At 61.3% G+C, this 14,898-nt stretch carries 7 protein-coding genes; 2 read left to right on the top strand and 5 right to left on the bottom strand.

Features of this window, described 5'->3' with window-relative positions; all coding sequences use genetic code 11:
* The first annotated feature begins 237 nt into the window (after positions 1 to 237).
* A complete protein-coding gene (locus tag DWX25_RS01205) occupies positions 238 to 1,941 on the top strand; it encodes an OPT/YSL family transporter (RefSeq protein ID WP_117798503.1) in 1,704 nt (567 codons plus the stop codon).
* Between the two features lie 200 nt (positions 1,942 to 2,141).
* Here DWX25_RS01205 and DWX25_RS01200 read toward each other — a convergent pair whose 3' ends face one another.
* The gene (locus DWX25_RS01200; RefSeq protein WP_117798502.1) at positions 2,142 to 5,594 is read right to left on the bottom strand and encodes a CAP domain-containing protein; all 3,453 of its coding nucleotides are present in this window, start codon (positions 5,592 to 5,594) and stop codon (positions 2,142 to 2,144) included.
* 307 nt (positions 5,595 to 5,901) lie between these two features.
* On the opposite strand from DWX25_RS01200, the gene DWX25_RS01195 reads away from it, so the two are divergent.
* Positions 5,902 to 7,041 (top strand): DUF389 domain-containing protein, encoded by a 1,140-nt coding sequence (locus DWX25_RS01195; RefSeq protein WP_117798802.1) that lies wholly within the window; start codon positions 5,902 to 5,904, stop codon positions 7,039 to 7,041.
* Positions 7,042 to 7,097: 56 nt separating this feature from the next.
* Here the strand turns inward: DWX25_RS01195 and DWX25_RS01190 are convergent, their stop codons facing one another.
* The 4 genes from DWX25_RS01190 to DWX25_RS01175 all read right to left on the bottom strand — a co-directional run bounded on the left by DWX25_RS01190 (position 7,098) and on the right by DWX25_RS01175 (position 14,893).
* A complete protein-coding gene (locus DWX25_RS01190; protein WP_147335804.1) occupies positions 7,098 to 7,547 on the bottom strand; it encodes a hypothetical protein in 450 nt (149 codons plus the stop codon).
* Positions 7,548 to 7,808: 261 nt separating this feature from the next.
* Complete coding sequence (locus DWX25_RS01185) at positions 7,809 to 8,606, bottom strand: aminoglycoside N(3)-acetyltransferase (RefSeq protein WP_117763482.1); 798 nt, start codon at positions 8,604 to 8,606, stop codon at positions 7,809 to 7,811.
* 124 nt (positions 8,607 to 8,730) lie between these two features.
* Entirely contained in the window at positions 8,731 to 9,690 is a 960-nt protein-coding gene (locus tag DWX25_RS01180; RefSeq protein WP_117734259.1) for a 3-hydroxyacyl-CoA dehydrogenase, read from the bottom strand.
* 415 nt (positions 9,691 to 10,105) lie between these two features.
* Positions 10,106 to 14,893, bottom strand: a complete 4,788-nt coding sequence (locus tag DWX25_RS01175) for a 2-hydroxyacyl-CoA dehydratase (protein ID WP_117798498.1) — start codon at positions 14,891 to 14,893, stop codon at positions 10,106 to 10,108.
* Between the last annotated feature and the right edge of the window lie 5 nt (positions 14,894 to 14,898).

Below are 14,898 nucleotides of genomic sequence, written 5' to 3'. Positions count from 1 at the left end.
TGGGACGGGGCCATTTTAGCTACCCCAATATGTCGGTTGATATTTGCCCCAATCCCAGATAATTCGTCGACTGTCAAAGGGTAGCTAAAATAGCCCCGTCCCAAAATGACTACCTTGCGGCTATACTGATGCGCGGTCGCGCGCGGGCTCACGCGGCGGCCCTTGGTAACCCGACTTCCCGCGCCGTATCCGTAGCGGCGCTCCCGGGGGAAGCGGATATACGCAAAGGAGTTCTATATGAGCAATCCCTCGAACCGCACCTCGATGCGCGGGCAACTCACGCTGCGCGGCGTCGTCATCGGCGTCCTTGGCTGCGTGATCATCACGGCAAGCTCGGCCTATACCGCCCTCAAGATGGGCGCGCTCCCCTGGCCGATCATCTTCGCTGCCGTCATCTCGCTGTTCTTCCTCAAACTCATGGGCAACGCCAGCCTCAACGAGGCCAACGTCACCCACACCATCATGTCCGCGGGCGCCATGGTCGCCGGCGGCCTGGCGTTTACCATCCCGGGCGCTTGGATGCTGGGCTATGCCGACCAGATCAGCTGGCTCGACATGTTTATCGTGGCGCTCGCCGGCACCATCTTGGGCCTTCTGGCAACGGCGCTCATCCATCGCCACTTTATCGTGGACGCCGCGCTGGAGTTTCCCACCGGTAACGCCGCAGCTCAGACACTGCGCGCCACCGAGGCCGGCGGCAAGACCGGCAAGCAGCTCTTTGGCTCCATGGCCATCGCAGGCATCTACAGCGTGCTTCGCGACGCTCTGGGCGTGGTGCCCAGTATGCTGTGCACGCTCAATATCCCCGGCGTGACCTTTGCCATCTATAACTCGCCCATGCTGCTCTCCATCGGCTTTTTGGTGGGCTTCGCCCCGGTTGCCTTCTGGTTTGCCGGTGCGCTGCTAGGTAACTTTGGCATCATCGTGGGCGGCACCGCTGCCGGTCTATTCGACGTTGTGACTGCGCAGGGCATCGTCAAGTCGCTCGGCATGGGCCTCATGATGGGCTTTGGCGTCGCCGTCGTCCTTAAGGACATCCTGCCGCAGGTCACCGGCATCGTCCGCGGTCTTGCCGCCGACAGCTCCACCGACACCGACGAGCAATCGCTCATCTCGGGCTCCCTTAAGCTCGACGCCGGCATCATCGGCCTGGGCGCTGCCGCCATCGCCGTGATCATCGCCATCGTGCTTGACCTTGGTCCCGTTCCGGCCGTCATCGTGACGCTGTTCACCTTTGTCACCACCATCATGAGCGCACAGAGCTGCGGCCAGACGGGCATCGACCCCATGGAGATCTTTGGCCTCATCGTTATGCTCATCGTGGCTGCCTTTGCACAGATTACTCAGGTCAAGCTGTTCTTTATCGCCGGCATCGTAGCCGTGGCGTGCGGCCTTGCGGGCGACGTCATGAACGACTTTAAGGCCGGCGCCGTGCTGGGCACCAACCCGCGTGCGCAGTGGATCGGCCAGGCCATCGGCGGCATCGTGGGCGCCCTGGTCGCCGCAGCCGTCATGGTCGCGCTCGTCACCGCCTATGGTCCGGATGCCTTTGGTCCCGACAAGAGCTTTGTGGCCGCGCAGGCAAGCGTGGTTGCCACCATGGTCTCGGGCATTCCGAGCGTGCCGTGGTTTGCAGGCGGCTTTATCGCCGGCATCGTCATGTACTGGCTCGGCATTCCGGCCATGATGATCGGCCTGGGCGTGTACCTGCCGTTCTACATGTCACTCACGGCATTCCTGGGCTCCTGCGTCAAGCTCGCCTACGACAAGTGGTCCGCCCACCGCGACGCCACCGCTGGTCTTTCCGACGAGGAGAGGGCTGCCAAGGACGCCGCCTTCCAGGAACAGGGTCTGGTCGTTGCCAGCGGCCTGCTCGGCGGCGAGTCCATCGTCGGTGTTATCCTGGCGTTTGTCTCCGTGGGTCTGAGCCTGCTGGGCTAAGTCGAGCAGTTGCTCGACAGCGACCATATTGCCTACGATTTGCCCGGTCGGTAGCTTTCGCGGCTACCGACCGGGCTTTTTGATACCAACGCAAAGAAAGGCCGGCGCGCTGCATTTAACAGCGCGCCGGCCTTATCGTTTGGCTAACGAGACGGTCCCGTTATGAATTGAAGTTCGTTGCAGAAACTACGCTCGAAACGCTACATCTGCTTGCGACGACGATCGCTCAGCGTCACACCAGCGGCCACGAGCGTAATACCGCCGATGACGAACACCTCGCCCGCAAGAGCGGAATTGTCGCCAGTCTGGGCGAGCGCGGCAGGCGCAGCCTGTTTCTTGGCAACGGGGGCCTTTGCAGCAGCCTGCGCAACCTGAGGCTTGGCCTGCGGCTCAGCCTTGGGATGATACTTGTCGTACTCGGCCTGCGCGGCAGCCAGGGCATCCTTGGCATCGCCAAGCTCAGCCAGCGCGGCGGCATAGGCGTCGTTGGCATCGGACAGTTTGGCATCGGCATCGCTCAGAGCAGCCTTGAGGCCAGCGGCGGCATCGACGGCGGCCTTATAGCGAGCGTAGGCAGCGTTCAGCTTGACCAGCTTCTCGTTGCCCGTCGTGCCCGCGGCAAGGGATGCCTTGTGGTCGACAGCCTCAAGATCGGCCTTGAGTGCCTCATCGCTGGCAAGCTCGGCCTTGGCCTTGACGATATCGAGGTTCGCATCGACGACGGCTTCGTTGGCGGCCTCGAGCTGCTTCTGGGCATCGGCGACACTGGCCACGGCAGCGTCATAGGCGGCCTTGGCGTCGTCGACCGCCTTCTGGGCACCGGCGAAGCGCTCGAAGGCCTTGTTTGCGGTGGCAAGCTCGTCCTCGGCGGCCTTGGCCTTCGCCTGTGCGTCGGACAGGGTCTGCGTCTTGGCGGCAACTGCCTGCTTGGCGCCCGAAAGAGCGGTTGCGGCGTGCACATCTGCGGCCTGAGCCTTGTCAACGCCAGCCTGGGCAGTGTCGTCGGCCTTCTTGGCATCGTTAAGCGTGCCCTGCTTGTTCGCAAGATCCGTCTTGGCGGCATCGCACTTGGCGGCAAGGTCCTTGACCGAAGCGGTAGCGTTGTCATACGCCTCGTTGGCCTGATCGGACTTTACCTTGGCGGCGTCGCGGGCGCTGCGAGCCTTCGCCTTGTGAGCAGCGGCCTCAGCTGCCTTCGTCTTGCTGTCAGCAAGCGTGGCGTTTGCCTTATCGAGAGCTGCCTGGGCAGTAGCGGCCTCGCCCTTGGCGGCATCGAGCTTGGTCTGGGGCGTCTTGACGTCGATACCCTTGAGTTTGGCTTCGGCGGCGTCGTATGTCGTCTTCGCGGCGGCGGTGCCGGACTTAGCCTTCTCGTACTCGCCCTTGGCGGTGTTCACGTTCGTGTCTGCCGCGGTATAGGCGTCATGCGCCGCATCCTGCTTATTTACCGCTGCGAAATAAGCTTCCTTGGTAGTACCGAAGGTCTTCTGCGCTTCCGCCAGCTTATTCCGAAGCTGCTTCAGCTGCTCCTTCTGCTCCTGCGTGCCGCCTGCGTTGTATGCGGAATCGATGTAGTCGTTCAGGAGCTTCTTGAACTCGGAGACAGTGAAATCAGCCTCACTGTCAAAAGAGCTGTAATCGAAGATTGTTACCTCGGAATCGGTGTTCTTACCGCTACCGGTCGCGATGCCGATAGCCTTCGTGCCGGCATCGATGATGTTGAGATAGTGCCCGCACTCATGGTAGATGCTGCTGTAGTGCTGGTAGATATAGTAGGAATCATATCGATGGTTTCCAAGGTCACTATTCTTCTCGACGTACTTATCGAATGCCTCTTTTTCCTGAGTGTAGAGACCGGTATATGGCCAGCCAAGCGTATCCTCGGTCTCGCCGCCGGTATATGCGCCGCCGCCGCCGGCAAGATTTTCTCCATTGTCCCAGTAGCAGCCCGAGTGCCCCCAGATGTTCGATGAATATGATACATTAAGGGCGGCTGCCGCAGTCATGCGGAGGCTGACGCTGAGCGCCGACTGACCGTTCGCCTTGCGGAGGTTGTTCTGGGTGTCGAGATATGTCAAGGCGTTGCGCATCTGCTCCAGGGAGAGCGGGTTGGTGTCGCGAGACATGTCATGATCGACGTACTGGTCATACCATTCGGCCTTGTCAGCGGCACCGGTCAGCATCGATACGGCTTCCTGGGCGTTCTTTTTCTGTGTGGCTGTGAACTGGCTGCCGCCGACGATGTAATTCATGAAGCCGAATATGCCCTGGCTGATGACTTCCTGGTCAACGGTCATGTTCGACTTGAGGTCGGCAATCTGCTGCTCAAGAGCCTCAACCTGGGCATTAGCAGCGTCATAAGCCTTTTCCGCGGCGTTCGAAGCGGCGCAGGCTGCCTCCCACTCGCTGCGCTTCTGCTTGCGAACTTCGACAAGCTTATCGTACGCGGTCTTCTTGTCTGCTTCGGTCTGCTGCGCCTTCTCGTATGCGGCCTTGGCGGCGTCGCGCTCGCTGGCGGCGGCGTTGTACTCCTTGTTTGCCGCATCGTATGCAGACTGGGCAGATGCCACGGCAGCGTTGGCGGCGTTGGCCTTCTGCTGGGCGGCGTCGACGGTATTCTGGGCCGCCTGCAGGTTCGCCTGTGCGGTGGCGTCTGCAGTCGTCGCGGCTTCGAGCGCGGCCTGCGCGGTCTTGAGCTCACCAGCAGCAGCGTTCTTGGCGGCCTCAAGCGCACTGAGGTCGACACCCGTACCCGAGACGGCAGCATCGAGCGCGGCCTGCGCTTGGTTGAACTTCTGCTGGGCGTTATCGCGCGCGGTGGTTGCGGCTGCGAGAGCAGCGGCAGTCTCCTGTTTCTTGGCCTGGGCGGAAGTCAGAGCGGCCTCAGTGTCCTTCTTTTCCCGCTGAGCGTTGGCCTCGGTAGCCTTGGCCTGGTCCAGATTGGCCTGTGCAGTAGTAACGGCCTTATTGGCATCATCGAGCTTTGCCTGCGCGTCCTCGACGGCCTTCTTGGCGGCCTCGTACTCGTCCATACCCATGGCCTCGAGCTTGGCCTGCGCATCGTCGAGGGCCTTCTTGGCCTCATCCTGCTTTGCCTTGGCGTCCTTGAGCGCCTGGGTCTTATCCTCGACACTCTTGTTGGCCTGTTCAAGCTGATCGTTCAGGTCGCCCAGCTTCTTCTGCTGCTGCTCGGTCTTTTCGACGGCGGCTTTGAGCTCGTCAATCTTCTCCTGGAGCGCGGCGACTTCTGCTGCGTTCTGCTCGATTTCGTTGTCGCTCACAGCCTGCGAGGCCTGATTCTTTTGCTGCTGCGCCTGCTTTTGAGACTGGCCCGCCGCGTCGGCCTTCTTCTGGGCGGCATCGTAGGCGGCCTGAGCGTCCTTGAGCTGCTTTGCCGACTCCTCGGCCAGCTGGGCAGCCGTCTTTACGACCGCTTGGTTACCGGCGGCAACGGTATTCTCTACAGAACTACCCCCCCCCTGAACAGAATCGCCGTTATCGGTTGACGGTGCAGCGATTGCCGCCAGCGGCGACATGAGCGGCTGAGCGATGAGGCCCGCCGTCAAAACGGTTGCGACGGCGCGGTTGGCAACGCCCTTGACGTTGACGGCCTTGGCCCGAGGCTCAAAGTGTTGTGGACTGTAGTTTGCCATGGCTTTCTCCCTTTGACACGGATGTATCCATACGTATCAAACGGTAGCTGTCGATTTTTGAATTCTGTTGCGCAACATTGGTCACCAGCGAATTTTTTGAAATTCGCGCTCTCGTGCTTCACAATTTCGTCACATATGTAGGAGCTGGTGCGTCATATTCTTGCGGGATCGAATTGAGCCTGTGATTTGCATTTGCTCTCGCGTCATCCGCTCTATCGGATTCCGCATCCAACAGACACCCCGCCCGCCACGGTGTAGAGTAAGGACGAGGGGCAAGGTGTACGGCCCGTGCCAGAACGAGGTGGACATGGAACTCGATAAACAACAGATCAAGCGACTACGCGAACGCCATCACCGGCGCCACGGCATCCGCCCCGCCCATAGCGAGGCCATGGAGAACGCCGCCCGCTTCCTAAAGCGCGCATTCAACATTCGCGAGGGACGCGCGCCCTACCACGTAATCCGCAAGCGCTTTGTAAACGGGGCACGCCTGACCGGCTCTCACCTGTGCATCCTCATCATCGCCATGCTCATCGCAAGCATCGGCCTCGATATCGACTCGAGCATCGCCATCGTGGGCGCCATGCTCATCTGCCCGCTCATGGGCTCGGTCCTTGCCATGGCATACGGCATCGCCACGCTCGACCGCGAGATTACCGTCGAAGCCGTCGCGGGCTTGGCTCTACAAATGGCCTTTTGCCTGGTCACGTCCACGCTGTATTTTAAGCTCTCGCCCCTTGGCACCGCCACGGCCGCCATCGTCGACAACTCGACGCCCACCGTGTGGGACCTTGCCGTCGCGCTCGCGGGCGGCTTTGCGGGCGGCCTGGGCAACTCGCGCGACCAGGAGCCCTCGACGCTCATCGCCGGCGTGGCCGTGGCAACCGCGCTCATGCCGCCCCTGTGCGCGGCGGGTTATGGCATTGCCATCGCGAGCGGGTCGCTGTTCCTCTCAGCCCTCTACGAGTTTGGCATCAACGTGGTCTTTATCGCGCTGGCTGCCGAAGCCGTGCTGCTTCTTTTGCGCGTGCCGCTCAAGCGCGACCTGAACGGCGACGGTATTGTGACCGCTGAGGAAGACGCCGAGGTCAACGAGCTGTCACGCAAGGTGCGCAGCCGCATCATTGTGGGCACGGTAGTCTTTGCCATCCCCTGCATCGTTATGACGGCGGGTTCCATTGGCTCGGCGCAGGCCGGCGTGCAGGACGGCTACGGCGTGACCGAAACCACGCGCGAGCTTGCGGCGGTGCTGCCAGGCTTTAAGGATTACACCGTCGCCGTCGAGACCTCGGCTACCGAAGGTGACGAGGAAGGCATCGTCGAGCGCGAGATTGTCGCCCATGTGACGACAAGCGAGGCGCTCGGGGCACGCGACCGCCACGTCGCTCGCAAGCTCATCGACCTTAACGTGCCCGAACTCGACCGCGTAGAGTTCGATGTGAAGTGACCTGATGTAGGGCGCAGTTCACACCCGCGCCCCGCTCGCTGTTTTATTGCCGTGAATCAACTGTCCACATCGACATCGCCAGACTCCACCATAAACGCCGGTTTGGTGCTCACCAGATAAAAACGGGTCACCTTGGTATCTCTAAATAGGTAGAGCCAACCCTGATCGCGGCGGCGCGAAATATACACCACGTGGACCGTACCGATTTTTTCGCCGTTTTCCCTCGTTAATACCAAAATATTGGGGTCGTCCGTACGCTTAAACTGCCCGTCAACGCAGCTGCCGTCTTTGTCGACCAGTTGCCAACGATGGTTATCCTCTTCATGAAAGGCCAGAGTTTCCAGACTTGTTTTGTCATCCCGATAGTAACCGTCAATGGCAAAGCCTTCGGAAACGCATTCCTGCATATAGGATGTTTCTCGATTTATAGCAAACTGCCCTGCAGCGCCTAGGAACACAGCAAGGCAAACCACTGCGAGGGCTATCGAGATAGCACGGCGGCTCATGTTAACCAGCCCGATACTTGTTTAACGGAGTGCAAAACATACTTGGTACCTCCGATATCAAAGCAAACGTCACCCGCGGCCCGCCGGCAACTATGTGTTTCTAACATCAAACCATATGGCAACCACTCGCGAGAGGAGTATCGGCGAACGGTGCATTTTTGCGTACTATTGGGCAAACGTCAACGCGCGCCACAGCTCTTGCTCGACCTATTCAGATCTTGTCGCATACTACCGTAAACCCCCAATGCTTCCGCCCCCGAACTATTCAAGGCAGCCGCGATGCCGCTCAATCCAGTCCACGGCAAAATCGACAAGCTCGCGTTGACGCATAAAGCGAATCATTCCGTTACCGAGAGGCGCCGTACGCACCGGGCATTCACGCTCAAAAGCAGCGCCGATCTCGTCGAAGTCCTCGCCGTCGACAAAAAGTGTGCGGTACTCCTTCCACACGCGCTGGCCGTTTTCCATGATCGCGCTGTGTTCCACGCAGTCGTGCTTGCCGGGGTACTGCGCACGGGCGTCTGCCAAATGCAGTGACGTATTCTTGTCATAGCCAACGCCCACCAGCAGAACATAGCCGTCCAAATCGTACAGACGCGCGATGGGCGATCCATCGCCAAAGATGTTGCTCAGGTCGTGGTTCTCCGTCAGGAATTGCGCATGCTGGCCGTTTGCCGCCACTGAACGCGCTGGGTGATCGCTGCGAAACGTGCCCGGCCACGTCCGGAACATCTCAGCCACGGCACCCATCGTGTTGGTGGGCGTAATGCGCTTGTCATAGACAGGCCAGTTATCGCGAATCAGCTGCCACCATTCTTGCGGCTCTTGCCAATGGACACCACTCTCGGGGTCCAAGTTTTTCCATGATTGCGTCGGCATCATGATGGTACCGGCCTCGCCCACCATCTGGAGCAGCGCCTCGATCACCGGCTGCGCGCCGCCGCACACATATCCAAGCGCGCTGAGCGAGCAATGGACCATAACCGTCTGCCCTGCGCACATACCGACGGCGGAAAGCGCGTCGAGGATATCCTGCTTAAGCACGATTTGCCGATTCATTACCGTTTCCCCTCTATCCCCACACATCAGTTTCTTTTGCGTCATGCGCCGAAATAGCACACGGGCCATGCGGCGCATGACGCTGCAAATGATACGTTTCCCAATGTTGCCGAGGGATCATTTTTTAGTACTTGAAGAAGCCCTCGCCCGAGCTTTCGCCCAGCTTGCCTTCGTCGAGCATCTTCTTGAGGACGGACGCCATAGCCTTAAAGTTGTAGGGCATCATCATCTTCTTGAGCAGCGGGCTCACCAGGCCCGGGACCTTCTGATACTGCATAACGATGTTGTACGCCGTCTGGATGCCCACGGTGTCGAATACGCGGAACGGGCCCTTGGGAGCGCCGGTGCCGCGCGTCCATGCGAGGTCGATGCTCTTGGGATCGCTCACGCCCGAGACATACAGGTCGAGGCCCGAAAGCAGCCATGGCACCAGCATGGAATTGAGCAGATAGCCGTTCTTTTCCTTGTTGACGGGAAGCGCCAGCATGCGGATGTCGTTGGCAAAGTCGACGAGTTCATCGAAATAGCGCTTGTCGGTTTGGCTTTGGGCCATGACCTCGGTCATGTTGTTCTTCCAGATAGAGTTGGCAAAGTGTAGCGATAGGTACTTCTCGGGGCGGCCGGTGTACTTGGCAAAGGTGCTCGGCAGCAGCGTGGAGGAGTTGGTGACGATGACGGTCTTTTGCGGGAGAACCGGGGCGAGCTTCTTGTAGAAGTCGATCTTTGCCTGGGTGTCCTCGGCCATAGACTCGATGACCAGGTCGGCGTCGGCCACTGCCTTGGCAAGATCGAGCTCCAGCTTGAGTGTGGAGTAGGCGCGCTCAACGGCGGCGAGTGCCGCCTCCCTGTCGAAGGTCTGGTCGCTATCGGCGATACCGGCGCACCACTCACCCGTGCCGTCCGCCATGCCCTCGATAGCAGCGATGTACTCCTCGCGCACATGATCGATCTTGGGCTGGGTGCGGCCGATGCTGCCCTCGCTGCGCAGCCAAATCGTTACATCAAAGCCGCAGTAGGCAGCCTGAAAGGCAATCTGGCTTCCCAGCACGCCGCCGCCGGCAACGCAAACGGTCTTGTAGCTCATGAAACGGTCCTCTCTTACGTAATTCCATAGATGTGTTTTTATTCAACCGTATGGAGGCTACGAGCCGGGGGCTGGTTCTACAAACGGACGCTTTTACGCGGTGAACGGCTACACCTGTTCATTAACTCAGGGCTCCGAGGGCGATTTTTTGTGCCACCGAGACGTCGTTTTCGGAAGTGCGGTGAAAAAATGAGTTTCGTCGACCAGACCGACTATTCTAGCAACAAAACCGCAGGTAACGAGAGCCCAAAAGAGGAGTGTGCTCGGGAGGTTCGCGTTTTTCCCCGCACTTCCGAAATCCGAGTCCGCTGAAGGCGTTAACAAGCCCATTTACGCAACATATGTCCAGCAAAAACGGGTGGTGGCCGGTACGGCTACCACCCGTTTGTCTCATATCTAGCCCATAGCAGGCCAGTTACTTCTTAATGCCACGCCCCAGACGCTCGGCGACCGACGCCACGGCCTCCTCGCTGGCCGGTCCGCAGCTCACGCAGCCATCGTGGGCACGCATCTGGCCGGTGACCTCGTCCATCGCGAGCGGCGCCACCTTCTCGAGCTTAAAGCCCTTGCCGGCGCGCATGTTTTCCTTGGCCACGCTGATCATGAGCTTAATGCGGTTGAGCTGGTTGACCTCGGACGCGCCGGGGTCGTAGTCCACCGCGACGATGTTGCTCTCGGGATGCTGGCGGCGCAGCTCCTTAATCACAGACTTGCCCACCACGTGATTGGGCAGGCACGCGAAGGGCTGCGTGCAGATGATATTGGGTGCGCCGTGATCGATCAGGTCGAGCATCTCGGCCGTGAGCAGCCAGCCCTCGCCCATGTTGTTGCACACCGAAAGAACCGTACGGGCCTTGTCCGCCATGGTGCCGATGCGCTCGGGCGCCTCAAAGCGGCGGGACTTTTCGAGCATCTCCTCCACCGGCGTGCGCATCCAGTCCACGAGCTTAATAAGCGCCTGCATACCAGCGCGCGTGGTAGCAGAGCTACCCAGCTCGTCCTTCTGCAGCTCGGCGTTGCTCATGGAGTACAGGAAGAAGTCGAGCAGGCCCGGCACCACGGCCTCGCAACCCTCGCGCTCGATGACATCGACCACGTGGTTGTTGGCCGTGGGGTGGAACTTGACCAGGATCTCGCCGACCACGCCTACGCGCGGCTTAGTGCCCTCGCCCACAAGCGGCATGGTGTCGAACGCGCGGATGGCCTCGCGAGCAAGCTTGGTGTAGTTATGCCTGTTGAACTTGGGCGCGAGCTTGCGGGCGCGCGCCATGTACTCCTCGTAGAGCGCGTTGGCGGCACCGGGCGTGGCCTCGTACGGGCGGCAGCGGTAGAGCATCTGCATCATCACGTCGCCAAAGAGCACCGCGTACACAGCCTGCTTAAGCAGCGCCGGCGTAATCTTGAAGCCGGGGTTGTCCTCGCCGAGCGCCACGGCCGAAAGCGAGATCACCGGGATCTCGGGATGACCACTCTCGCGCAGGGCCTTGCGGATGAGCGCGATGTAGTTGGTGGCACGGCAGCCGCCGCCGGTCTGGCTGATGACTACGGCGGTCTTGGACAGGTCGTATCGGCCGCTCTCGATGGCCTCCATAATCTGACCGGTCACCAAAATGGACGGGTAGCAAATGTCGTTGTTTACGTAGCGCAGGCCGGCCTCGACGGCGTCGTGATCGGTCGAGGGCAGCAGCTCCAGGTTGTAGCCGGCACCGCGGAACACCTCTTTGACCAGGTCAAAGTGGATTGGCGCCATCTGCGGGCACAGAATGGTGTAGCCCTCGTCGCGCATCTGCTCGGTAAAGGGCACCTTGGGCCATGCAGTCGAGGCGCTCTCACGCTGCGCTTCGAACGTGTACTTGCGGCTCGCGAACGCAGGGGCATCCGTGGAGGGCGCCACCGGCGCGGCATCGCCCTGCTCGTAGGCCTCACCCGCAGCGGTTGCCTCGGCCAGACGCTCGGCCTCCTGGTCCTTGAGCGCCGCCATGAGCGAGCGGATGCGGATGCGCGCGGCGCCCAGGTTGGACACCTCGTCGATCTTGAGCACGGTGTAAATCTTGCCGCTGGCCTCCAGAATCTCCTGCACCTGATCGGTGGTCAGGGCATCTAGGCCGCAGCCAAAGGAATTGAGCTGGATCAGGTCCAGATCGTTGCGCATCGTCACAAAACGGGCCACGGCGTAGAGGCGCGAGTGGTACATCCACTGGTCGACAACGCGGATCGGGCGCTCGGGCTTCACCAGATGCGCGAGCGAATCCTCGGTAAAGACCGCAAAGCCAAAGCTCGAGATAAGCTCGGGCAGGGCGTGGTTGATCTCGGGGTCGTTGTGGTAGGGACGGCCGGCGAGCACAATGCCGTGGCCGCCGTGGTCCTCGACCCACTTAAGGGTCTCCTCGCCCATGGTCTGGATGTCCTCATGAAAACGCGCATCGGCCTCATAGGCGGCATTGACGGCGGCGTCGATCTCGGAGCGGGTGATCTTGGGTCCGCGCACGCGACCGCGACCGGCCTCGGCGTCGGCCACGCGGTCGACGGCGAGCACCTGGTACAAGCGGCGCTTGAGCTCGGTCTTATCGTGATAGGGCACAAACGGATACAGGAACTCGATGTTCTGTTCGCGGATCTCGTCGATGTTGAGCGCCAGCGCCGTGGGGTAACTCATGACGATGGGGCAGTTGTAGCAGTTACCAGCCGTCGGGTCCTCTTTGCGCTCCCAGCGCACGCACGGCATCCAGATAAAGTCGACGTCACGGTCGATGAGGTTCATCACATGGCCGTGGCTCATCTTGGCCGGATAGCACACGCTCTCGGACGGCATGGACTCGATGCCCGCCTGGTAGGTCTTCTTGCTCGACTGGTCGGACAGCTGCACGCTAAAGCCCAGGCGCGTAAAGAACGCATGCCAGAAGGGGTAGTTCTCGTACATGTTGAGCGCGCGCGGGATACCGACGGTGCCGCGCGGGGCCTCGTCGGGACTCAGGACCTCGCGGTTAAACAGCAGCTCGTTTTTCTTTTTGAAGAGGTTGGGGGCCTCGGTCTTTTGCTTTTTGTGGCCGGCACCCTTCTCGCAGCGGTTACCGGTAATGAAGCGCCTGCCGCCGCCAAAGTCGTTGACGGTGAGCTGGCAGTTGTTGGAGCAGCGGCCGCAGCGGACGTGCTTTTGCGTCACAGTGAGGTGCGCGATGTCCTCGGCCGAAAGGATGGTAGAGGTGCCGTCGGCGCCGGCGCGATCGCGGGCGAGCAGGGCCGCACCATAGGCGCCCATGCAGCCGGCAATGTCGGGACGCACGGCGTGAACACCGGTGAGCTGCTCAAATGCACGCAGCGTGGCGTCGGACATAAAGGTGCCGCCCTGGACGATCACCTGGGTACCGATCTCCTTGGGATCGCGCAGCTTAATGACCTTGAACAAGGCGTTCTTGATGACGGAATAGGACAGGCCGGCCGCGATATCGCCCACCGTGGCGCCTTCCTTCTGCGCCTGCTTCACGCGGGAGTTCATAAAGACCGTGCAGCGGCTGCCCAGGTCGACGGGACTTTGGGCCTTGATAGCCTCGGCCGCGAACGCGCGAACGTCCATGTCCATGGACACGGCGAAGCTCTCGATGAAGCTGCCGCATCCGCTCGAACATGCCTCATTGAGCATGATGTGCTCGATCACGCCGTCGCGCACGCGCAGGCACTTCATGTCCTGACCGCCGATGTCGAGAATGAACTGCACGCCCGGCAGGAAAGCACGGGCGCCGCGCAGGTGCGCCACCGTCTCGATCTCGCCCGAGTCGGCCTTGAGCGCCTCGATGAGCAGAGCTTCGCCGTAGCCCGTCGTGGTCACATGACCGATACTGCAACCTGCGGGAACATGCGCATAGAAGTCGGCCATGATGGTCTTTGCCGTGCCCAAGATGTCACCGTTGTTGTTGCCGTACCATGTGTGCAGCAGCTGGCCGTCCTCGCCCACCATCGCGGCTTTCATGGTGGTGGAACCTGCGTCGAGGCCGATGAACACGCGGCCCGTATAGCCCTCGAGCTCACCACGCGGCACGACCTCGCGGTCATGGCGCTCCTTGAACGCTCGGAAGTCCTCCTCAGTGGCAAAGAGCGGGTCGAGGCGCGCCACCTCGTCGCCTTGGGTGTCGCCCAGATTGTCGATGGCGGCAATCAGCTCGGGGAACGTCGCGAGCTTGTCCGACTCGTGCGCCATCGCCGCGCCGGAGGCCACGAACAGATGGGCGTTCTCGGGCATGATGATGTGCTCGTCGTCGAGGTTGAGCGTAATGTAGAAGCGACGCCGCAGCTCGGAGAGGTACTGCAGCGGGCCTCCCAAAAACGCCACGTGTCCGCGGATGGGACGGCCGCAGGCCAGACCGGAGATGGTCTGCGTCACCACGGCCTGGAAGATGGAAGCGGCGACGTCCTCGGGACGGGCGCCTTCGTTGAGCAGCGGCTGCACGTCGGTCTTGGCAAAGACGCCGCAGCGGCTGGCGATGGGATAGATGGTGGTGGCGTTGGCCGCGAGCTCGTTGAGGCCGCTCGCGTCGGTGTGCAGCAGGGTTGCCATCTGGTCGATGAAGGCGCCCGTACCGCCGGCGCAGGTGCCGTTCATGCGCTGCTCGATGCCGTTATCGAAGTAGATGATCTTGGCGTCCTCGCCGCCAAGCTCGATGGCGACGTCGGTAGCGGGGATGAGGGTCTCGACGGCACGCTTGCTGGCGATGACCTCTTGGACAAACTCCAGGTCGAGCCATTGGGAGAGCAGCAGACCACCCGAACCGGTAATGGCGCAGGTCATCTGGGCCGTCGGCAGCACGGTCGCAGCGCCCTCGAACAGGTCGCGGGCGCAGGCGCGGACGTCGGTGTGATGGCGCTGGTACTTGGCGTACACGATCTGGTTGTCGTCGTTGAGCACGGCGAGCTTGACGGTGGTAGAGCCTACATCGATGCCCAGGTGCAGGTTGCCGCGGGCGGCCTCGGGGTTGAAGATCGCGCCTTCGGGGGCCTGGGCGGCGGTGGCAGCTGCGGGCTCGGCGGCGATGGCGGGCTCACTAGCGATGGACGTCTCCCCTGCCGTGTTCTTGGCATCGGCAACTGCCTCGGCGACCTTCTCGGCAGCGGCGGTCGCGGCCTTCTGCGCAGCGTCCACCACGGCGGGAGCGGCCTCGCGTGCGGCAGCGACCACACGGTCTTTAATGCCCTCGACGAGTTTGCTCATCTGTT

This window comes from Collinsella sp. AF18-8LB, assembly GCF_003459795.1.
Taxonomy (GTDB): Bacteria; Actinomycetota; Coriobacteriia; order Coriobacteriales; family Coriobacteriaceae; genus Collinsella.
Note: the sequence above shows the minus strand (reverse complement) of the source record. Positions and strands in the feature narration are given on the sequence as shown.